This is a genomic window from Mucilaginibacter mallensis (genome assembly GCF_900105165.1).
Taxonomy (GTDB): domain Bacteria; phylum Bacteroidota; class Bacteroidia; order Sphingobacteriales; family Sphingobacteriaceae; genus Mucilaginibacter; species Mucilaginibacter mallensis.
In genome coordinates, this window is the sequence record NZ_LT629740.1 from 4,883,060 (window position 1) to 4,904,541 (window position 21,482).

The 21,482-nt window shown below is 38.6% G+C and carries 19 protein-coding genes and 1 pseudogene; 5 read left to right on the forward strand and 15 right to left on the reverse strand.

Annotated elements, in window-relative coordinates:
* Nucleotides 1–14: 14 nt before the first annotated feature.
* From BLU33_RS19955 to BLU33_RS19980, 6 genes are all read right to left on the reverse strand, one after another.
* Complete coding sequence (locus BLU33_RS19955) at nucleotides 15–3,572, reverse strand: SusC/RagA family TonB-linked outer membrane protein (RefSeq protein WP_172829273.1); 3,558 nt, start codon at nucleotides 3,570–3,572, stop codon at nucleotides 15–17.
* Between the two features lie 327 nt (nucleotides 3,573–3,899).
* Nucleotides 3,900–5,036 (reverse strand): FecR family protein, encoded by a 1,137-nt coding sequence (locus tag BLU33_RS19960; RefSeq protein WP_091377295.1) that lies wholly within the window; start codon nucleotides 5,034–5,036, stop codon nucleotides 3,900–3,902.
* 93 nt (nucleotides 5,037–5,129) lie between these two features.
* Complete coding sequence (locus tag BLU33_RS19965; protein WP_091377298.1) at nucleotides 5,130–5,699, reverse strand: RNA polymerase sigma factor; 570 nt, start codon at nucleotides 5,697–5,699, stop codon at nucleotides 5,130–5,132.
* Between the two features lie 453 nt (nucleotides 5,700–6,152).
* The gene (locus tag BLU33_RS19970; protein ID WP_091377301.1) at nucleotides 6,153–6,611 is read right to left on the reverse strand and encodes a helix-turn-helix domain-containing protein; all 459 of its coding nucleotides are present in this window, start codon (nucleotides 6,609–6,611) and stop codon (nucleotides 6,153–6,155) included.
* Between the two features lie 29 nt (nucleotides 6,612–6,640).
* Complete coding sequence (locus BLU33_RS19975; RefSeq protein ID WP_091377304.1) at nucleotides 6,641–7,069, reverse strand: hypothetical protein; 429 nt, start codon at nucleotides 7,067–7,069, stop codon at nucleotides 6,641–6,643.
* A gap of 798 nt (nucleotides 7,070–7,867) precedes the next feature.
* Nucleotides 7,868–8,068 (reverse strand): hypothetical protein, encoded by a 201-nt coding sequence (locus BLU33_RS19980; protein WP_091377308.1) that lies wholly within the window; start codon nucleotides 8,066–8,068, stop codon nucleotides 7,868–7,870.
* A 108-nt stretch (nucleotides 8,069–8,176) separates the two neighbouring features.
* Here BLU33_RS19980 and BLU33_RS25720 point away from each other — a divergent pair.
* Together BLU33_RS25720 and BLU33_RS19985 are read left to right on the forward strand one after the other, a co-directional pair.
* A pseudogene (locus BLU33_RS25720) lies at nucleotides 8,177–8,227 on the forward strand (hypothetical protein); the annotation flags it as partial.
* 135 nt (nucleotides 8,228–8,362) lie between these two features.
* Nucleotides 8,363–8,977 (forward strand): IS1595 family transposase, encoded by a 615-nt coding sequence (locus tag BLU33_RS19985; RefSeq protein ID WP_232009335.1) that lies wholly within the window; start codon nucleotides 8,363–8,365, stop codon nucleotides 8,975–8,977.
* Nucleotides 8,978–8,992: 15 nt separating this feature from the next.
* Here BLU33_RS19985 and BLU33_RS19990 read toward each other — a convergent pair whose 3' ends face one another.
* Together BLU33_RS19990 and BLU33_RS25610 are read right to left on the reverse strand one after the other, a co-directional pair.
* Nucleotides 8,993–9,433 carry a hypothetical protein gene (locus BLU33_RS19990; protein WP_091377314.1) on the reverse strand — a complete coding sequence of 147 codons (441 nt, stop codon included), beginning with the start codon at nucleotides 9,431–9,433 and terminating at the stop codon, nucleotides 8,993–8,995.
* Entirely contained in the window at nucleotides 9,426–9,554 is a 129-nt protein-coding gene (locus BLU33_RS25610; RefSeq protein WP_262493820.1) for a hypothetical protein, read from the reverse strand. The genes BLU33_RS19990 and BLU33_RS25610 overlap by 8 nt, the downstream gene beginning before the upstream one ends.
* A gap of 445 nt (nucleotides 9,555–9,999) precedes the next feature.
* Here BLU33_RS25610 and BLU33_RS20000 point away from each other — a divergent pair, with 445 nt between their 5' ends.
* Together BLU33_RS20000 and BLU33_RS20005 are read left to right on the forward strand one after the other, a co-directional pair.
* Nucleotides 10,000–10,515 carry a hypothetical protein gene (locus BLU33_RS20000; protein WP_091377320.1) on the forward strand — a complete coding sequence of 172 codons (516 nt, stop codon included), beginning with the start codon at nucleotides 10,000–10,002 and terminating at the stop codon, nucleotides 10,513–10,515.
* A 3-nt stretch (nucleotides 10,516–10,518) separates the two neighbouring features.
* The gene (locus tag BLU33_RS20005; RefSeq protein ID WP_091377323.1) at nucleotides 10,519–10,752 is read left to right on the forward strand and encodes a hypothetical protein; all 234 of its coding nucleotides are present in this window, start codon (nucleotides 10,519–10,521) and stop codon (nucleotides 10,750–10,752) included.
* Here the strand turns inward: BLU33_RS20005 and BLU33_RS20010 are convergent.
* From BLU33_RS20010 to BLU33_RS20035, 6 genes are all read right to left on the reverse strand, one after another.
* Nucleotides 10,715–10,987, reverse strand: coding sequence for a hypothetical protein (locus BLU33_RS20010; RefSeq protein ID WP_091377326.1), 273 nt, complete (start codon nucleotides 10,985–10,987; stop codon nucleotides 10,715–10,717). The two genes, BLU33_RS20005 and BLU33_RS20010, sit on opposite strands and share 38 nt — an antisense overlap.
* A gap of 489 nt (nucleotides 10,988–11,476) precedes the next feature.
* Nucleotides 11,477–12,082, reverse strand: a complete 606-nt coding sequence (locus BLU33_RS20015; protein WP_091377329.1) for a hypothetical protein — start codon at nucleotides 12,080–12,082, stop codon at nucleotides 11,477–11,479.
* 109 nt (nucleotides 12,083–12,191) lie between these two features.
* On the reverse strand, nucleotides 12,192–13,649 hold the full coding sequence (locus BLU33_RS20020; RefSeq protein ID WP_091377333.1) for a rubredoxin domain-containing protein: 1,458 nt from the start codon (nucleotides 13,647–13,649) through the stop codon (nucleotides 12,192–12,194).
* A 7-nt stretch (nucleotides 13,650–13,656) separates the two neighbouring features.
* The gene (locus tag BLU33_RS20025; RefSeq protein ID WP_091377337.1) at nucleotides 13,657–17,166 is read right to left on the reverse strand and encodes a nitrate reductase; all 3,510 of its coding nucleotides are present in this window, start codon (nucleotides 17,164–17,166) and stop codon (nucleotides 13,657–13,659) included.
* Between the two features lie 23 nt (nucleotides 17,167–17,189).
* Nucleotides 17,190–18,485, reverse strand: coding sequence for an MFS transporter (locus BLU33_RS20030; RefSeq protein WP_091377340.1), 1,296 nt, complete (start codon nucleotides 18,483–18,485; stop codon nucleotides 17,190–17,192).
* A 16-nt stretch (nucleotides 18,486–18,501) separates the two neighbouring features.
* A complete protein-coding gene (locus BLU33_RS20035; RefSeq protein ID WP_091377343.1) occupies nucleotides 18,502–19,941 on the reverse strand; it encodes a hypothetical protein in 1,440 nt (479 codons plus the stop codon).
* 452 nt (nucleotides 19,942–20,393) lie between these two features.
* Here BLU33_RS20035 and BLU33_RS20040 point away from each other — a divergent pair, with 452 nt between their 5' ends.
* Complete coding sequence (locus BLU33_RS20040; protein ID WP_091377346.1) at nucleotides 20,394–21,086, forward strand: Crp/Fnr family transcriptional regulator; 693 nt, start codon at nucleotides 20,394–20,396, stop codon at nucleotides 21,084–21,086.
* A 4-nt stretch (nucleotides 21,087–21,090) separates the two neighbouring features.
* Here the strand turns inward: BLU33_RS20040 and nirD are convergent, their stop codons facing one another.
* The gene (gene nirD / locus BLU33_RS20045; protein WP_091380823.1) at nucleotides 21,091–21,441 is read right to left on the reverse strand and encodes a nitrite reductase small subunit NirD; all 351 of its coding nucleotides are present in this window, start codon (nucleotides 21,439–21,441) and stop codon (nucleotides 21,091–21,093) included.
* Between the last annotated feature and the right edge of the window lie 41 nt (nucleotides 21,442–21,482).

Below are 21,482 nucleotides of genomic sequence, written 5' to 3' on the forward strand. Positions count from 1 at the left end.
TTCATCATGCCTAATTAAAATGAGGCATTAATACCAAATACAAAATTCTTTGCCGGGGGCAAATTATTGTAGCTTGTTGTATTTACATAATCCGGGTCTATGCCATCTTTGTTGGCTCTCCAGATCAGCCCTAAATTACGAGCGCTGATACTGCCTGAAAGCGCTTTGAATGGCGTATGCATTACTATGTTATGGGGTAAAGCATACGATAAGGCCACTTGTTGTAAACGAACCTGGCTTGCATCACGAACCAGTATATCTGAATATTGATACCTGTTTATACTGTTAGTGCTGGCCCCTAATCCCGGAACATTGGTAAATGCCTCATCCCCGGGATTCCTCCAGCGATAAGCCAAATCTGCTTCAGTACCCAATACACCTGTAAAAGGGTTAGAGGTGCTTGCATTAGCCGGATAGTTTCCGATGGAATACTTTAAAAATTTATACCCCATCTTATAAACCATCTGCACATTAAGTGTAAAGCTCTCATATCTGAAATCATTACTCCATCCGCCAAAATAAGGTGGCGTTGTGCGCCCTGCATACTTCAAGTCGGCTGATGTTAAGTTGGAATTACCGGTGGTTGATGAAACGATATTTCCATTATGATCATAAATTTGAGAATTACCGGTATTATCTAACCCGGCCCAACGGTAAACAAACAGGTAATCCAATGGATAACCATTAATCGGGGTCGAAGAGCCAACCAGGTTAATGCTGCTGGTTTTGGTAAAGCGGGCATCAGTTACAACATCGGTATTGTATGAAAAAGTGAAGCTGGAATTCCATCCCCAATTTTTTTGTTGAACAATTGCTCCCTGCAGGCCAAACTCTAATCCGTGGCTACTTAATGTCCCGGCATTAAACAGCACGCTTGACCATCCGTAAGTAGCATCATAAGGCAATTGAGCTAATATACCATATGACCTTTTGCGATAAACATCAAAGGTTAATAATATACGGCTATCTAACAGGGCCATGTCAACACCTGCATTCAATTGTTTGGTGGTTTCCCAGGTTAATTCATTATTAGCGGGTGAACTAATGCTTGTATAAGTTTTGCCTGTATAGGTATCCGAATTTGATCCGTTTAAGATCACCGTATTTAAACCTGTCCCGGGAATAGTTCCTCCTGATCCGTAAGTCAGACGCAGGCTTAAATCATTTACGGGCTTAACATTTTGCATAAAATCCTCCCGCTTTACGTCCCATTTTAAGCCTGATGACCATAGCGGAATTGCTTTTTGCTGATCTGAAACCCCCTGCGCACTGTAATTGTCAAACCTTATGGAGCCACTGGCCGTATATTTATTCAGGAAAGTATAGGAGGCATTAGAATAGTATGATAAATACCGCTCTTTGCTAATAGTTATGGTCCCGTCTGAATAACCCGGACTCATTTGGTATGGGTAAACTGTATTATAATATGCCGTCGGATTCACATAGGTAGATGTATAGGTATCATCATTAAAACCATACAGCGTGCGGCCGTTACTGGTAGATTGCGTTTGCCTGATTTCTGACCCTGCAATCAAATTTAACTGATGGATATTATCCCAGGTTTGATGAACATTAAACTGGCCACGTACGGAATAATCATCATTACTCGCATTGGTTAAATGATTAATGCCGCCTAAAGGTATTCCATAAACTAATTTACCGTTGGCTATACTGGTATAAGTATTAATTAAAGTACGTGCATTATAACTGTTTAATTGATCTTCTTCGCCTGTATTACTAATATTATCCTGATAAGATCCGCTGGTAGTAAAATCAATCCAGTTTAATATTTTAACGTTTAGTGCAGTATTTAACCTAATCCTGGTTTCTTTAAGAATGCTGTTGGAATAATTCAGTTCATCAATGGCGTTATACGTCCATGGCAGATATCCTTCACTGGTGAAGTTATCAATAACCTCAGGCCTGTATAACACATACCTGTTTATGGAGTTGCCACTATTGTCTACCAACATATCATAGGGCCTTAAACCAAGTGACGAATTACTTAGCGCAGTGCTGGCGGCCTGGTTAGTTTTACTATAGTTATTAGTATAAGCTAATCCTGTTGAGATGTTTAAACGTTTATTAAAGAAATCACTGGTAGTATTTGCCGTTAAATTATAGCTCTGTGCATCATTGCTTTTAAACACGGGGCGATCATTAGTGGAATTGGCTGATATGTAATAAGTGCCATTATCCCCGCCGCCTGAAATTGCCATATTGTACTGTTGTGTAACGGCTTTTTGTAATAAGTATTCACTGATCTGCTTTTTATTGCTTCTGCCCGATAGTACAGCCAGCGCAGAATCACGCTGTGCCGCTGTTGCAGTTCCGCGCTGTGTTTTGAACATCCACTCTGTGGCTTCGCTGTTGTTGGGGTTATAATTAAACGTATAATATCCGTAACTGGCCCAATTAGCCGGATCGGTAATATAACCTTTATTAAAAAGCTCCTGCTCCAGGTTAACATACTGGGCACTTGTCATCGTATGTAACTGTGACAGATCAGCAGGTGCAGAAACACCTACATTCGCATTGAAATTGATGGTTGTTTCTTTTTTTCTCCCCTTCTTGGTAGTGATTACAATCACGCCATTTGCTGCCCTTGAGCCCCATATTGACGCTGCTGCTGCATCCTTCAAAAATGTGATTGATTCAATATCATTAGGGTTAAGTCTGGATAATATGGCAAATCCTGACGAAGTAGTATTACTTATTTCAGTAAGCGCCTGCCCACCTGCTGTTTCATCAATCATCGGGAAACCATCAATAACAATTAAGGGTTGTGACGCATTACCCCCATTGTAGGTATTTGTTCCCCTGATGTTGATGGTATTTTTGCGGACATCAAAATTAACACCCGGCACTTTTCCTTGCAGGCGTTCCATCAGATTAATTGCCGGTGTTTTTTCAATTTCTGCCGAAGACACATACCCGAATGATCCTGTCGCCCGTTCCGGAGAAATTTTTTCATATCCGTTTGATAAAACCTTAACCTCTTCTAACTGGGTATTTTTAGCTTTTAAAGCAACTTTTAAATCAATTTTGCCATCCACGTTTACTTCAAGGCTTTCCAAGGCTATATTATTGAAAACCAAAATGGCGTCATCGTTAACGGCCTGCAACCTAAACCTTCCATATTCATCCGTCGCAGTTGCATTGCTTGTGCCTTTTACCATTACGGTAACACCCGGTATCGGTTTACCGTCCTCACCTAATACGGTGCCGGTAACCTCATGAGGGGGCGTAAAAAAACGGATAACCTTCTGCGTTAATGACTCGTCCTTATGACTGATGACGATGTTCTTGTTTATTATCTTAAAGGATAATGGCAAATTCTTAAAACATGCGCTTAGCGTTTCATCAATCGATGCATTTTTAAGCTGTACACTGATATTGGTGTTTTGCAGATCCTTGTTATCATAAAAAAACACATAGCCTGTTTGACTTTTAATGACCTTTAATACTTTTTCTAAAGGGGCATTATTTACATTAAGGTTGACTTGCTGACTATAGCTGCTGGCGCTTGCCTGCACCATTGCTATAATCATTATCAGGGTAGTCAATTTCATAACCAACAGGAGTTTTTTGAGCGGTAGCCATCCTCTGCCGGCAGGCAGACGCATAGCTATGGTAATAGCATTAAAATTCATTACTTTTACAAAGTTTGGGTTAATACATTAAATAGTTCAGCCGATTATTTTATCCGATCCTGATTTTATCAGGATGTGGGAAAGGGTTAACCCGAATACTTTCCGCGGAAGTGGTTCCAACACTTCTGCGGTTTTTTTCATATCTTCTCTTGATTTTTTGAAGAATGGTTATCCTTTTGTCTATTGGTGTCTAGTATTTATTTTTCCATATGTTCGTCCTGGGTTTAATTCAACATTCTATTTTAATTAGGGTGTAACTACAATTTTCTTTTCGGAATGCCCATCAGCTCCTTTTTCAATCCTGAAATGAACTTTAGTGAAGCTTAGGAGGTCCAAAGCCTGTAAGGCAGTTGTATTCCGGTATATATCTCCTGAAAACATCCTGTCTGGAATCTGACCTTCATATTCAATTTTAACATCATACCACCTGGCTAACTGCCTGAGCACTGTTTGAATTGAAGCATTATGAAAAGTGAAGAGCCCATTTTTCCAGGCAATCTCATCTTCTGTATCGACATTGTGTACGCTAACCAGGTGGGTTGTTGCATTGACTTGAGCTTGCTGACCGGGCTTTAACAAAAAAGCCTGCCCGCCGGTATTTACTTTCACGCTGCCCTCTAATAAAGTGGTTTTAATGAGCTCTTCATCATCATATGCATTGATATTGAAATGGGTGCCAAGATCTTCTATAACCTGGCCTTTAACCAGCACCTTAAAAGGCATAGCTTTATTATGAACCACTTCCATATAGGCTTCACCACTAATCAATTCAATCTTCCGTTCCTTGCCTGCAAACTTTTCCGGGTAACGCAAGATTGTGGCGGCATTTAACCAAACTTTACTGCCATCAGACATTTTTAGCTGGTATTGACCACCCCTTGGAATCGTTATGGTATCGTAAACCATTGTGATGTTTGTGTTTGAAGCCTGTGAGGCATCATAACTTATCAGGCCATCTGCTTTTTTGTTAACCGCAACACTTCCATTAGTAGCAATAAGCCCGTTTTTAGCATTATCGAGAATGATTTTTCGCCCATGGCTGGTTAAAATGGCTTTGTTACCCCCTGGTGCGATATCGTATGGATGGTTTTGTACCAATTGCTGACCCGCTTGTTTATGCAGCAGAAAATAACCACTAACGGAAAGAAATAATAAGATAGTTGCTGCTGCGGCAATTCGCGGCCAAAGCTGCACCTTCCTTGCGCCCGGAACCCGGGTATCTAAATAATTAATAATTTGATGAATATCCCTGGTTTGTTCCGCATCTGTTAAAGCCTTCTGGGTTTTTACCCGGTGCTGAACATACCAGGTTTCCACTATGGCTTTTTCTTCTTCAGTACAGTTACCTTCAAGATATTTTTTTAACAGCTCCTTTGCCAGCATATTTTGTTTAATCCTGTTATTTATTCCAGAATTATAACAAAGACAACTAAGTTGGGCTTAGGGCCCAGATTAATTTAAAAAAAAATAATATTTTCAGACAAAAAGGAAGAAAATCGCCACACCGAGCTTCTTTCTAAGGATTTTCAGAGCGCCGTTGACTTGATTTTTTACAGTTTTTTCGGAAATATCCAATTTTTCTGCAATTTCTTTATGTGAAAGATAACTTTTTCGGCTTAATTCAAATACTTCACGCATTTTATCGGGAAGACCGGCAATTTCTTTTTCTATAAGATCTTTCAAATCGTTAATGCGGACCAGGTGATCGGTAATAGCCTCTCCATGGTCAATAAATTCCTGGAGCGAATCTATATATTGCGCTGCTACTTTTTTATGCGCTATTAAGTTTAAAATTCTGTTCTGCAGCATTCGATATAAATAGCCGGCCAAATTGGTTTGAAAATCAATTTGCTCATATTTATCCCACAAAGTGATAAACAATTCCTGAACAATATCCTTCGCCTCCTCACGATCCTGAAGTTTGGCAAAAGCATGCCTGTACAATATACCGGTATACCTGTTATAGATTTCTTTGTACGCTCCGTGGTCACCGTCCCTCAGCAAGGATGCCAATTGTTGATCGGTTAAGGGATTGTACTTAAGCATAGTTGTGTAACAACAAAAATACTTAGAATTTAATATAACTTTTACACAGGCTTGTATTAAAATATAAACTGACCGAAATTCATACTTTTTACAGATATTGGGAATGGTTGAAAATTTTAAGACGCCAAAACTTGGAGATGCTGATGAACCGCATGATATCAATTTAAAAAAGTGCTCCCGCACTTTCCGGGAGGCACTTTCACATAATTAATTAACCTTAATTATTAACTGATTTTATAAAGAACAAGTAAGTATTTTAAGCATCATTTATTAAATATTTTTTAAGATTTGAACGCCGGACATATGGATAAATAAAACTCATTAACCTGTACAGTAGGCATAAAGAGCACAAGATTCCAATACTAAAAATTATATAATTTCCCATTTCTTTTTTTAGCAAAATTAGCGTTGGGCGCTATCGCAGGAAATGGATAAAAAGAGGCAGCAGATGGATTATTTGCGGTGGGTCAACCTAAATTCCGTTGGTGAGTGGCCTGCCGCATTAGAGAAATAGCGGGAAAAATAAGCATGATCTGTAAAACCCAAAAGATAGGCAATCTCTTTAACTGTTGTATCGGTAGTATAAAGCAAACGCTTTGCTTCTGTTATAGTAGCTTGCTGTATCCAAAAGCCTACTGTAAACCCGGTAGTCAATTTTACAGCCTCGTTGAGATAAGCAGGACTGATGTTTAAAGATTCAGCATAATCAGATGTACTTTTATGGGTTCTAATATGCCGTAATAATAATCGCTTAAATTGTTCGGTTAAAATATCAGTTCTTAACAAATTCTGTTTCTTGTTTTCTGCTTGATGATAAGCAGAGGCAAACATACCAACGCAGGCATTGATCAAAGAGTGCATAACCTGTGGAATAAGATTAAGTTCCTCGCGGCTTTCTTTTACAAGTGACATCGTTTCTATAAATTCATTTAGGGAGAAGCTCAGGCATTTGACAAAGCTATCGGATCATATTGAAAGTAATGATCTTCAAAGATTGCCCGGTAATCATCATTGACAAAATTGGTGTCTAAATTAATTAACCACGCTTCAGTTTCGTTATCAGCAGCAACACCATAATGAACCTGGCCTGGTAAGATGCAAAGGACAACATTTCCAATTAATTCAACATCTTTGAAGTCTATTACTATTTTACTGTGACCATTTTTTTGAAAAATAAACAGATAATGATCATCCCTGCGGTGCGCCGATTTTCTATAGGTAACCTTATTGTTTTCGGTCCGGCTAAATTTGTCAATGCTGATCTCCTGGTCGGTGATGTCCTTTAAAGAATGAGTCAAAATGCCGTCAGCTCCCATATTGGCTTCGTTAAGTCTGTTGGTTTTAACAAATATAATGGAGAACGCAGGCAAATCGCAAATAGGGTTTAGCCGTTTAAAACGTTTTTACGCATTTAAATGGTTTTGGTAATGGTTTTTAGCAGATGCTATTACAAACCTACAGAATTGGGAGAGTATAATTTGTTGGGGTAAATTGAAGAGATAACCGACATGTTGGAACGGGAGCATGCCATGCAAAAGATCATTAACCGGGTAATACCGCTGATGAAGGTGAAATCGCGCAGCCTTCGCGTGGATTTACAGGAGATGCAAGTGAGATTTGATTTGAGAGGAAATTGATTTTATATAAGATAGTTTTGAGTAAGAAAACGGGAAGGTTTGAAAAAGGTAACCCGACAATTATTTGCTAATCAAATTCTGGCCTTTGAATAAATAACGGTGCTATAGAATTTAATTGAGGACTTTTAAGATTTTAGTTCTTTTCCTAGCTGAAAAAAAATCACCTACCCCATTTTGTCGCCATACCTACCAGCGGCAATTCTATCAAAAAACTTCGTTTTTCGGAATTTGCAAACCCAACATTATGTTAAGTAAAAAGGCTATTATACCATCAGGACAATATAACCAATATAGGTTAACTTGTATTTATGATGGGTAATAGCTATTATGAGTGAAAAAAAACCATTGACTTATTAAACAAAAAAGAAGTCGGACAAATCACTAAACAGTCAATTGACAATTGGGGTTCAATGTCTCCATTAGATAATAAGTTATTGCCTATAGCCAACGATGTGGTATCTCTATTAACTGGGTTAAGTTATAAAGATGCATACGATATATTGCTTGCTGTTCAATCCCATGTAGGCAAAATCAGTATAGTATCATAAAATCTTTAATGAGTAATTTAAAAGCCTCATAAGAAATATTTGAATTATAATATACTGTTCCGTTTCCATTATCAATGTATAATTCAATACCGTATTCTGTAGGTTCAACGCGTGTTAAATATCTTAAGTTAATAGTAACCGTTTCGTTTTTTAACCCAACAACCTCAATAAATACCTTTTCCATAATTAATAAGTTTAAGCCCTAAATATACCTAATGCCATGAAATACACAATCAATCAATTCCGAAAAGAATATTCAAATGAGGATATCTGCTTAGATAAAATATTTGATATGAGGTATTCAAAAATACCTTGCTGCCCACAATGCAGTCAACAAACCACCTTTAAGCGAATACCTGGTCGCAGGGCTTATCAATGCTCTGATAAGGATTGTCAATATCAGTTATACCCTACTGCAGGGACCGTGTTTGAAAAGACACGAACTTCATTGGTGGATTGGTTTTATGTCATATACTTAATGACTTCCACTCGTAATGGTGTTAGCGCAAAGGAGATTGAAAGACAATTAGGTGTTACTTATAAAACGGCTTGGCGCATGGGTCATCAAGTTCGCAAGCTAATGAGTAACGGATCTGAACTCCTAACCGGGACTGTTGAAGTTGATGAGGCATACATTGGAGGAAATCCAAAGAATAAGCATGCTAACAAACAAGCAGAACAATTAGGGAGAGGGATTAAGAAACAGCCCATTGTAAGCATAGTACAACGAGGTGGCGAAGTTAGATCGTTTGTTGTTGATAACGTTGGATCAGGGGGCATATACAAGCTTATAACTGATAACGTAGAGAAAGGCAGTAAACTAATTACGGACGGCTTTACTTCTTATAAATGGGTTGGTATGCAGCATGAGCATATAGCAGTTAAACACAATAATGATCGTGTTACTGTTGGTGAAAAACATACAAATACTGTTGAGGGTTTCTTTAGCCACTTGAAGCGTACCATATCAGGAACTCATATACACGTTAGCAGGCAACATTTACAAGCTTATGCGAATGAATGCTCATTCAGGTATTCAAATCGTGTAGCGGGGCAAATGATGTTTAAAATGATATTAGGGAGGTGTGTATAATGAAATGGCTAAAGGCTATTTTTGCCAAAACCAATAAGGATAATTTGCATGGACAGGATAAAACCAAATCCAAACCTGCCATAACAGAAGAAGAACGGCAGCAATACCTGCGCTCCAGGTTGCCAAAAGAAGCCGGCTTGAATAATCCTTTGCCTCTTGCTTTGCGATTGAAAGGGCTTCGATAGTTTCATTATCTAATATTTGTTGTTTTTCATATCCTATAAATACATATCCATCAAATGTAATTATATAGTTAGGCTCACTTTCTTCGCCTATTCTATCTACATAACCATCTTTTAACAACTTTAATAATATCCGGCTTAATTCACTTGCTTCAAATGAATATTTACCTATCTTAATACTTTTGTTTATCGGATATCTTAAAACAGATAGTCCCTCTGTTTTAATGGTTAATAGAATAAAATCTAACTTTTGAACAGGTGTCAGTTTATGCACTCTTAATAGCTATCTTAGGTTGTACGGCTTTGCTCAGCACCTTTAAAAAATCCTCTTTGTGATTAGGATTAGGTTTTGCCCCCTCTTTAACGCTCACGGTTATTGCTTTTTTCTTACTCATAATATCAAAAGTAAATAATTTATGTTTAAAAAATGATATAAACACATCAATGTTTATCTGGGGTTTGTAATTGTAATTATACAAAGTATCTTTACTACGCATTAACCAAAACCCAGCACATATGAAAAGATAAAAATTACCATAAAACCAACAAAAACTACCATTACAGATGCTATTTGAATAATAATTTCGCATCCCCGTTTTAAGTAGTTTATATAAAAAATATATAAGAGCGTTAGCTTTTATTCTTGCCACTTAGGAATCTTAGGAAATTTATAAGGGTCAGCAAGGGATAAAAACACCAACGTTCACGCTACGGCGTGGACTGTGATTATCTTGTTGTACCCGGCTTCCTAAGAGCCCCTAAACGGCGGATGTAAGCACAGTTCCACGCTTATTTTTTGCCCGCCTGGATAGGAACTGAAAGGGTGATAATAATCACGTAATGAAACTTTCACGTAAAAACAAAATCCTCTTGGGAACGGGAATTGTATTGCTTATTTTAATCATCACCAATCCATCAGTAAGCGCTTTTAAGACATTCAGAGGCAGAGCTGGTTATGAGGGTCTTAAACGACCTGTAAACTTGTTTCTTTATTCTGTATATAAAGATCATAGTACCGAGTTTATAGGATTGTTTGGTAACTTCTTTAGGATACCTCCACCAAAACCAAGTGATGCTTATTTGGCACAATTGAAAGTGGACAGTATTAAAGCTGCCGATAGTGTATCAGATGAAATGGAATTAAGAGATAGTGGTATATATAATCACTTACCATACAAAGAGCAAGTATATTTGGATCTTAAAGAGTATTTAACCGGATTCAATACCCCTAAAAAAGACTTTTTTGTGAAAGTCAAAGACAAAACCTATGCAATGAAAGTATATTCGGCACTAAAAGATAATATAAAGGGATTCAACGAAACACCAAACCAGTTTTTAACAGCTATAAACAATTAATATATGAATACTAATTATAATGTTTCAGATTTAAAAGAGTTTGTTTACAAATCAGTAAGACCTAAAACAGAAAATCAAGCATATTTTAAGATTTTCTGGGAAAATATGAGTTTCCCAGAAAAAATGCCGACAAATATTCTTATTCCTGATCCACCATATAATGAAATGAAAATTGAATTTGAAAAATTCGTTACTGAAGTTAGGAAAGCTGAGGCTGAATATTATTCAACTCATTAAACAATTTTTCCTTATCATCATTATTTAAATGGTTATTAAAATATTCGGCAATTGCTTTGAATACAATATTTCTATGTAAAAAACGACTGCCTTTTACATTATTGTATTCCCATTTAAATAACACTTGTCCATTATTCCATTCTTCACTGGATGAATCTAATTCAATGGATGTTATAGTGTTTTTATTTCCGATTAAGGATAAATCAAAAGGATAATTATCTTTTTTTTCAGCCATTACAAAGCCGTAACATGGTTTTTAATTGTCCAACTGTTTTGAAGGTACAAATGCCAGTAAAAACGCAGGATTTAACATCCTGGGAAAGCGGGTATTTAAAAAAATACATATAACCTATTGAATATTACCCAGTAAAAATTAGAGATTTCAACACTCAAAAATTCACTAATCGCTTCAAATCTCTGAGAAAAAAGTTCGAGATTCTGCCACTCAAGGTTACTTTTAATTAACCATAAACACCTGTAAACTAACAATTTACAGGCGTTTTTATTTTAACGGGTAACAAAACACCTTCAAACAACAGGAATCAAAGGAAATTCAACCCCTATTCTGTAAGATTATTTATTAAAAGGAATGGTGATAAATTGATAAGATAATTGTTTAATAGAAAAATAAATGAAATCGTTGCCAGACGTAATTATTCATTTGGACTTGTTCAGTTTATGAATTAATCGCATTAATAGTCCGGGTATCAATCAATTACCAGCATTAATTAAATGTAAATCCAATCTGCATGTTTAAGCCTAACGATGCAGCCTCGCTGTTACCAAACCTTGTTGGAAGCGATAAAGCCACGAAATAATTAACAGCTTTTGTGCGTGCATAAACCTGGTTAAATACCGGAGTAAAACCATAACGGCCGTTTGTATCAAATGCCAGGCGGGAAATCAAAGTAAACCCATGTTGAAAACGGAACATTGTTCCCGGATCGAATAATATATCATTCATCTTACTTGAACCTCCTGACGCTTTTATGTTGGGCGTAAATTCGTAGCTAAATCCAAACTTATCGCTATATAAAACATTGACGCCTACGGGAAAACCGATGGTGGTAGTATGATTGGAAAAATTGGGTGTGAATTTTCCCGTTGATAATGTTAATGTTTCCAGAGGAAGGATAAAGCTTACATAGCCAACCACTTTTGGATAGGCCGATTTAGCTTTTGCCTTTTGATAAAGCGCTCCCTGATATTCAATTGAATCGGGCGGGACTACTTTTACCTGGGCATTTGCAAGCTGCGGCATTAAGGCTCCTGCTATTATAATTATTGTTAAAATGATTTTTCCTGAACGTGTTTGTAGATTTTTTTTCATGTGTTTTTATTAATTGATATTTAGATGTTTTAATTCTTTAGTCGTATGGGCACTGTAATACTTACAAAAAGCATTACAAATAAGTGAATTGATACGTAATGATAATAAACTAAACTGCATAAACCTGTTTCTCAATTGCCATAAAGCAATCCGCCGTTGATTCGCAAACAGAACATATATAGTTCCGGATGTTTTTAAATTCCGTCCCTACAGAGACGTTGTTTAATTGATCACCATAGTTTTTATCGTAGATACTGAGGCAGTTTTTACATTGATAAAGCTCAACAGTTTCAATATGTTTTTCTATTTCCGCTTCCGTATCCTGATGTGATAAAATATTATCATCACTTAATAAACCGTAGTAAAAATTACATAATTCTACCAAGGAACAACCTAAGGCGATAGCAGATAATTTTTCTTTATAAACAACGAAATCCTTTGAATTGGGATTAAAATCCCGGGTATGCAGAATATCAAATAGCCCCGTTCCTGTTTTTTTTATAACTATGGATGCAAGCAACCCGGTTTTAGGCTGCATTTTTATAGCAAAGCAAAGGCGGTAGGTACGCAAGTCATATTCTTCAAACTCCCTTACCAATTGCTTTTTAAGTTCGAGGCTTTCTTTGCATAAATTTTCAAGCTGCCAGTTTAGTTCATTGGCGGCATGCCTTACATTTATCCGATAACTATTAAGGATAACGCCCCAATCTTTTCTATCCGCTTCATTTATTCCTTTAATTAAAAAGGATTTCCAGGGCGTGGTGTATAATTGACCTACACGGGTTTTAAGGCATATAGAGCAAACGTCCTTCAAAAATGAGATGGGGAACAATTCGTTCCGGCGGTAAATGCCGAGCCAATATTTACCGTTCAGGTATTTATTAAATCCTTCATAATAAGGCAGCGAGAAATCAGGCAGCTTTAAGGGTTCAGCTATTTGTTGGTTAACAAACTTATTACCGGCGTTCACCTTTTCATAAAACAAATCGAAATTGATTGTAGGCTGATCATAAAACAATTCCCTGCTCCCCAAAATAACTTCCTGGGCAGTTTTGCAAAATGTTGGTATATCATCGGAATACACCAGGCAGGGCCAGCAGTACAGATCATTTGTTTTGGGGAACCTGATGTATAAGTACCAATAATTACTTAATTCAGAACTGATAAAATTAAAATTCCCGCTAAAAAATGGCACGAAGGTTTGATGCCGATCCACCAGGTTAACCTTTAATTCAGGTTGAAAATTAAACAGATCAAATATATCCTTATATACACCTTCCTTAAGCCAGCTCTCCGCATTAAAAATATTATCAGTTACATACGAGCTAATCACATTAGGGAATTGATCGGTATTCAACTCATAATCTATCGCCGATTGCAGCATACCTAACTCCAGATCCTCTATCCTATTTTTTGCTATACAAAAGTATAATTGCTGCCTGTTCCCTACACTTATTTCATTTGCGCCTGCATTTTCAGCTATTTGCAATATCTCATACAGATCTCCTGCTGAAATTACTCCGCCCGGCAGATTAATCTTCACACAATAAGTTTCCTTTTTTTCCATGTTCCTGTTAAACTGTTGCTTTTAAACTTTCTTCCAACAATCGCTTCACTTCAGGCCTGCATGATCCGCAGCCTGTAGCGGCTCCGGTGGTATCGCATAATTCCTTTAGCGTGTGGCAGCCTGCGGTTATTTTGTTAAGGATATTTTCGCTACCCACATTATTGCAGCTGCAAACCAGTTTACCCAATACCGGTTCAACTTTATTGCCGCTTCTTAATAGTTGTATGCGTTTTTCATTCAGCTCGGTTTTATTGCCAATGAGCGCCCTGAACTCCTGAAACTCGCTTTTATCGCCAATTAAAATAGTACCAACCAGTTTATCCTCGTGTATGATGCATTTTTTGTAGTATCGCTTTGCCTTATCAATAAAAACTATCTCTTCATAAGCCTTATCGTCCGGGCATTCAGATAAGCCGATACTGCACAGGTCAAACCCATGAATTTTTATAATATTCATGAATAGGCTGCCTTTATAATAGCTGGCTATGTCGCCATTCATATATTTGGCTACCACTTCGGCCTGTTGTTCTGCTGCAGCGGTAATTCCGTATAGTGTGCCCTCAAATTCTGCTATTTCGCCAATGGCATAAATGAATGGATCATTGGTCTGCATCCGTTCATTTACAATCACACCACGCTTTATGGTGAGCCCGCAATCCTTAGCAATTTCAAGATTAGGTGTAGTACCTATGGCCAGTATCATGGCATCGCAATTTATTTTGCGACCGCTCTTAAGGCCGATGCCGGTTAATTTAGACCTGCCGTAGAACAGCTGCACTTCATCATCATAATAAATATCGCAACCCTGGTCTACCATTTCTTCGTGCAATAACTGGCTGCCCAAGGCATCCAACTGTCTGTTTAAAAACCTCGAGGTACGATGGATAATGGTGATCTTAATCCCGATTTCACGCAATGAGGCAGCCATTTCCAAACCAAGCAAACCACCACCAACCACAACAACATGGCCATTTTTAGGCACATGCTTTTTAAAATTATCGGCATCGTTACGGCTGCGCATACTGAATATGCCCGGTAGCGATGGTGTGTTTTTGGGGATAGATGCCCTGCTGCCGGTAGCTATCAGCAAAACATCATAATCGGTTTTTATCCCCCGCGAGTCTACAACCTGTTTATTCTCCCGGTCAATTTTTTCAATGCTTACACCCCTCAGCAACCTGATGTTATAAGCGGGCTCTTCACTATCCTTCATTTTTACCAACTGCTCCCATTTCTGCTCGCCGCTGATATAATCGGGCAACATTACCCTGTTGTAAAAAGGATGGTTCTCTTTGCTGAAAATGGTTATCTCATCGTCTGGATTTAATTCCCTGTATGATTTTACAAAGCCGTAAGCACCCGCTCCAGCCCCAATAACCACAATGCGCTGAAATGTCTTTACAAACTTTTTTATATTAACAGCACAGTATTTAAAATCAGGTTCTTTTGAAATTGGATCAACCCGATCGCTGGTAAGGTTATTGGCCCGGTTAAGATCATTGCCTAATATTTTACCCCAATGCATCGGCAAAAACACAACGCCTTTTTTTATTTGTGCCGATATTTTTGCCTGAACCTGTACCTCTCCCCGCCGGGATGTGACCACTACAATGTCCAATTCTTTTAAGCCCAATATTCCGGCATCATCGGGATGGATTTCTAAAAAAGCTTGCTTATAATGCTGATTAAGCTTATTTACTTTGCCGGTTTTACTCATGGTATGCCACTGATCGCGGATGCGGCCTGTGGTTAATATGAGTGGATAATCATCATTTGGCAGTTCGCTGGTCAGGGTATCAGGCACCGCACTGATGAGTGCTTTTTTTGACGGCCTGTAAAAATTACGATCGGTAAACAACCGGGGCTGCCCATCCGGTGGGCCTTTCTTTTTGTAGGGCCATTGTACCGTTTTACGCTCTTTTAATATATCGTAGTTTAACCCACTTATATCTAGGTTGGTTTTGGCGGTTAGCTTAACGTGCTCGGCATAAATGGCCGCGGGGTTTTCAAAATCAAAGCCTTTATAACCCATTTTGCGTGCAAAGCGGCAAATAATTTCCGCATCGGCAATAGCTTCGCCAGGTGGCTCTACGATCTTGTTCAGGTAGCTTATGCGCCGTTCGGAATTGGTCATAGTTCCCTCCTTTTCGGCCCAGGCAGCAGCGGGCAGTATTACATCGGCATAAGCCAAAGTTTCCGGCTTATTGCTGATCTCCTGTACCACCACAAATTTTGCCTTTTTCAGGGCCTCCTCAGCCAAACGTACATTTGGCAAACTGGTTAATGGGTTGGTACACATTATCCAGATGGCTTTTAAGCGGCCATCATTTAATGCCTCGAACATTTCGGTAGCAGTTAAACCGGGTTTGGGTTGAATTGGCTTTCCTCCCCAAAACTTTTGTACTTCTTCGCAATGCAGCGGATTGCTCAGATCGCGATGAGCCGGCAGCAAGTTAGCTAACCCTCCTACTTCCCGTCCACCCATGGCGTTGGGCTGCCCGGTAAGTGACAGCGGACCAGAACCCGGTTTGCCGATATGCCCGGTGATCAGGTTTAAATTAATAAGACTTAAGTTTTTATTTACACCGATGGCACTTTGATTTAGCCCCATCGTCCACATAGTAACAAAACCTTTAGCTTCGCCGATGTATTTCGCTGCAAGGCGGATATCACTTTCGCTCAATCCGCATGTTTTTGCAGCGTCAAACAAACTATTTTTAAAAACTATTTCACTATAGGCTTCAAACCCTTCGGCATGATCTTTTATAAAATCAAAATCGATATCGCCATTCTCTATCAGTAGTCTGCCGATAGCATGATTAAGCGTGATATCCGTGCCGGGGTTTATTTGCAGATGCAGATCGGCATTGGCACATGAATCAGTAACCCGCGGATCAGCTACGATGATCTTCACAGCAGGGTTAGCCGCCTTATGGGCCTCTACCCTTCGCCATAATATAGGGTGGCACCATGCAGGGTTACCACCCATTACCAATATACAATCGGCCAATTCAATATCATCATAACAAACAGGCACAGCGTCCTCGCCGAGAGCAATTTTATAAGCCGCAACAGCGCTGCTCATACACAGCCGCGAGTTGGTATCGATATTATTGCTACCAATAAACCCTTTCATCAGTTTATTAACTACATAATATTCCTCGGTCAAACATTGGCCGGATGCATAAAACGCGACAGAATCAGGCCCATATTTATCAATAAAAGTCTTAAACACCGCCGCTGTACGATCAAGTGCATCGTCCCAGCTTACACGCTGCATAGGCATGCTTTTATTATACCGCATTTGCGGATAAAGGAGCCTGTCGCTTTTATCATTTACGGTATAATGCAGGTTAAGCCCCTTACTGCAAAGCATACCTTTATTAACCGGGTGATCTTTATTACCGGTAAGCGTTATGCTGCCATTTTTTTCTTTATTAACAACTACGCCACAGCCAACCCCGCAATAACAGCAGGTACTGGTTAACTGATCTATAGGTTGCTTTTTCAGGGCCATGATTTTAATTGTTCTGCAAGTATTTATATCACACCGCTTGCTAGTGGCGTACTAAAGCTTTCTTCAGCGACGGGTGTTTTTTGAAATCTTGTTATGAGCACGATTAATGATACCGCTATCACAATAAACCCTATATAGGTAAAGGCTTGCACGTAAGTAATGGAGTTTGATTTAAATAAAAAACCAAACATCATTCCTCCAAAATTGCCGCCAGCGCCTACAATACCGCTAACCAGGCCCACATTTTTTGTGTTTACAAAAGGCACAATACCATAAGTTGCACCATTTGACATTTTAAGAAAAAGCGCGAATGTTAACATGGTTATTATGGCCACCATTAATGAACCTGCTTGAGCAAACAATATCAATCCAACACCTTCTAAAAACAGCACGCCGGCAAGTAATAAGCCTTTACCACGCATACCAAATTTGCCGCCTACTTTATCAGATACAATACCACCCAGTGCACGGGCAAACAAATTCATAAAGCCAAATATCCCCGCCCAAAAACCTGCGGTGCTTTGTGAGAGATGGAATGAATCAACAAAATGCAGCGAGGCCACATTGTCAAAAGTCAGCTCCATACCGAAACACATGGCATAGCCTATGGTTAAGGCCCATATCCTCCAATCGCCCAGCACCGACCAATCGGTTTTTGTTGATTTTCCAACATTGTAACCTACCTCATCATAGTTACCATTGGGTGTATCTTTAGTATATTTCCAATATAAAAAGGCTATGACAAGCATCATTACCCCTGGCACGATCATGGCATATCGCCAGGCCTCAGCTTTAGTATAGCCAAAGCCAACTATAGCCGCGAATATTAAAGGCATTACCATATTGGTTACTCCACCGCCTAGGTTGCCCCAGCCACCAGTTATAGCATTTGCTGTCCCTTTTAATTTGGGAGCAAACATCATAGATGTGTGGAATTGAGTGATAACAAATGATGCACCTATTACACCAATAGCCAGGCGAAATAACAGGAAGGTTGTATAGCTATGTGCCAACCCAACCAGAAAAACCGGTAGCGAACCGATTAGCAGAAGCCTTATGGCTGTTTTACGCGGCCCCCAGGTATCACAAAGCTTGCCTATAAAAAGCCGTGCAATTATTGTTGCTGATACCGATGCAATGATGCAGTTACCTACCTGCCCCTTGGTTAAATGCAGTTCAGCACGGATAGTTGGCATTAATGGCGCCAAGCCAAACCAGCCGAAAAAGCAAACAAAAAACATGAGCCACGTTATATGGAACGTTTTCATCTGCACGCCTTTCAGCGAAAATATATTGAGTTTAGTAAGTTGATTTTCCATAATGTTTGTTTTTTAATTATTTACCAAAAACATAGAAGAATGTCATTCTGTAAACTAATGTGTGATCGTCAGGCAGGTAGCCTTTGGTTGCAGCATCGTATTGATCTTTATACCTTGTAAGCCAAACATTTGGCTCAACGTGGATATTTTTTACCGGGGTGTAATCTAAACCCGCTGTATAAAACTGCTCTTTAACCGTGGGATCGTAGGAGGTGTAGTTAGTGTTAACCGTGTAATTATCGGCGGCAATAAATTTAGTGTCGGGGTTATAGCTATCAAAACGAGCAAAATAACTCCACTTATTTTTAACAACAGTACCGCGGAGCCACAAAGAAATAGCATTTACTGTTGCTTTGGCGGCTTCTTTGGTTGTGTTGTCGGTTACCCCATTTGTAAAATTCTGTGTATAAGCTTCTACACCAAATGTGAATGAAGGCGTAGTGTAAGCTGCAAAAACCTTAAACATATTATGTGCCTGTGGCCCCAGCGTACCATCGGCAATCGCTGTGCTGGCTTGGGTAGATGATGTTTTTAAATAATCGGCATATAGATCAACATATAGGTGTTGATTGAGGAACTTTGCCCATAAATCGCCATAAAATATCTTAAAAAAGCCGGTATTAGGATTGGGGTTAATGGCGCTTAAAGTGCTATTGGGATTATAAACAGTTGTTAAACTTGAGGTTGTATTGTCGCCAACCATAAATACATAGCCAAAGTTTTTTGTTTTAGGGTCGAAAGTTCCCTGTAATGCAGCACCAACATCATAGGCATTGTTTCTATGAAAATCGGAAAGAGTCCTTTCAACTGATCTGTAAGACCAGGTGACTTCAGAAAGTGTGGTTGGTGCATTAGTACCTGGCTCATTAAGTGAGAACCCCGGTGTACTCATTTCGCCAATAACAAAATCAGTACCGGCCCAAACTTCACGTACCCGCAGGTTAAAGTTTTTGATATAAAATGCCATTCTGCCATCGGCAAGGTTATCGCCTCCTACAACGGATGAAGTTGCGCTGGTAGGTGTTGTATTTTCGTTCGGTTCAGAAGCCAACAAAACCTCGGCCCTGAATTTTGGGTTTATATCGTAATCGTAACCTAAATAGATACGGCGAAACTGAAATGCATTGCGGTACGTTGGCGTTTGATAATAGTTATTCTCTTTACCAAGTGTTGATGTTAATGCTGGTGAATGTGCATCATAATATGCATCGCCAAATGCATAACCCCACAATCTCCGCTGGGGATGCCAGGAAGTATCTGGTTCGGCTGCTTTTGATGTAACTATTTGTTGATTATCGGTGCTGCCCTGATTATTGCCTGATTTTACAGCAGCATTGGCCAAAAATTGAGGAGAATTTGATTCTATTGATTGTGCCCTGCCCGTGACGGCAAGAAAACACGACGAAAACAATAGAAATAGCGCAATCATGCGCTGATTTAATACATTTTTGTACATTTGAGTAAGTTTTTTATTTGTTAAAGCAATGAAAACTGTTTAACCCTGTCTGGGAATGCGACCTCCCGGCAGGGCTTTTTTTATGCATTATATTTTTATTTTATCCATAAGCAACGAAATTTTGGCCCTAATTTTATATTTACTGTGATAAATATAATTCATTTAATATTTTTAAGCAATTTTTTGATTACAAAACAATCATTTTTATGATAAAAGCAATAATCAATATAAAATAGTTGGTAAAAATGAAAAAATTATAATAAAAAAATCATGTTTTAGGATATCAAGATGATTATAAGTGATAAATAATTAATTAAAATTGATATATAATTCAAAAATTGTATTATTTACATCATTTTAAATGAATAATTTAATACAATAACATCAAATGACCTATATTGCACGAATTATTTAGCACCAAATTTTAAAAAAGTAAAAAAACAGACCTCTATATGAAAAAAAAGCTAATTACATGCGACATGAATAGCTGTTTTTTGTGCAGAAACGTTCTTCCTGAATGGAAAGGAGCGATTGCTGCCAACAAAAAGAATTTTTTCGTGAAAAAAAATGAGGTAATCTTCCAGGAAGGCGATCCTGTAAAGGGAATATATTTTGTACTGAGCGGCAATGTTAAAGTACATAAAAAGTGGGGACAGGACAAAGAAGTGATCTTAAGATTCGCATCCAATGGTGCGATATTCGGCCACCGCGGCCTCGACACTAAAATATACCCCATATCAGCTACCGCACTTGAAGATGGAATAGTTTGCTATTTCGATCTGGACTTTTTCGAGGCCACCTTAAAGGTCAACAATGAATTTACATATCGGTTGATGATGTTTTTTGTAAAGGACCTGCAGGAATCTGAAACCAAGATGCGCAACCTTGCCCACATGCCGGTTAAGGGCCGCGTTGCCCAAGCTTTAATATATTTAGAGAAGCAATTTGGACTGAGAGATGATGGCTTTATTAATATCCGTTTATCCCGGCAGGACCTGGCATCCTTTATCGGCGCCACCTATGAAACCGTATTCAGGGTAATAAATGAATTGCTTAATGAAAAAATAGTAGCCGTTCATGATAAATACATAAAAGTTATAAATGAACAGAAGCTGGTATTGTTAACTACCGACGACGAAGCTTAAACATCTATTCTATCCCAATATACACCCTGCCATCCAAAACCCGTACAGGGTAAGTTTTTATTTGAAATTCATCCCCGCTCAAACATTCGCCACTCAATAGCGAAAAAGTTTTTTTATGAAAAGGACAGGCAACCTTAGGTTCGCAGCTATCGCCTTCACTACCTATCATTCCGCGCGATAAAACCATCTGCTGCTTATGCGGACAAAGATTTTGTGTTGCATACCATTCGCCGCGACGGGCAAAGTTATATATTGCTATTTGTTCATCACCATGCTTTACACATGCCCCACCATTGGCAGGCACGTCATCTGCGTAGCAAGCCAAAACCCATCTAATATCTGTTAAAGTTTCCATTTGAATTTCGTTTAATATCATTAACTAATCTAAAACTGCAA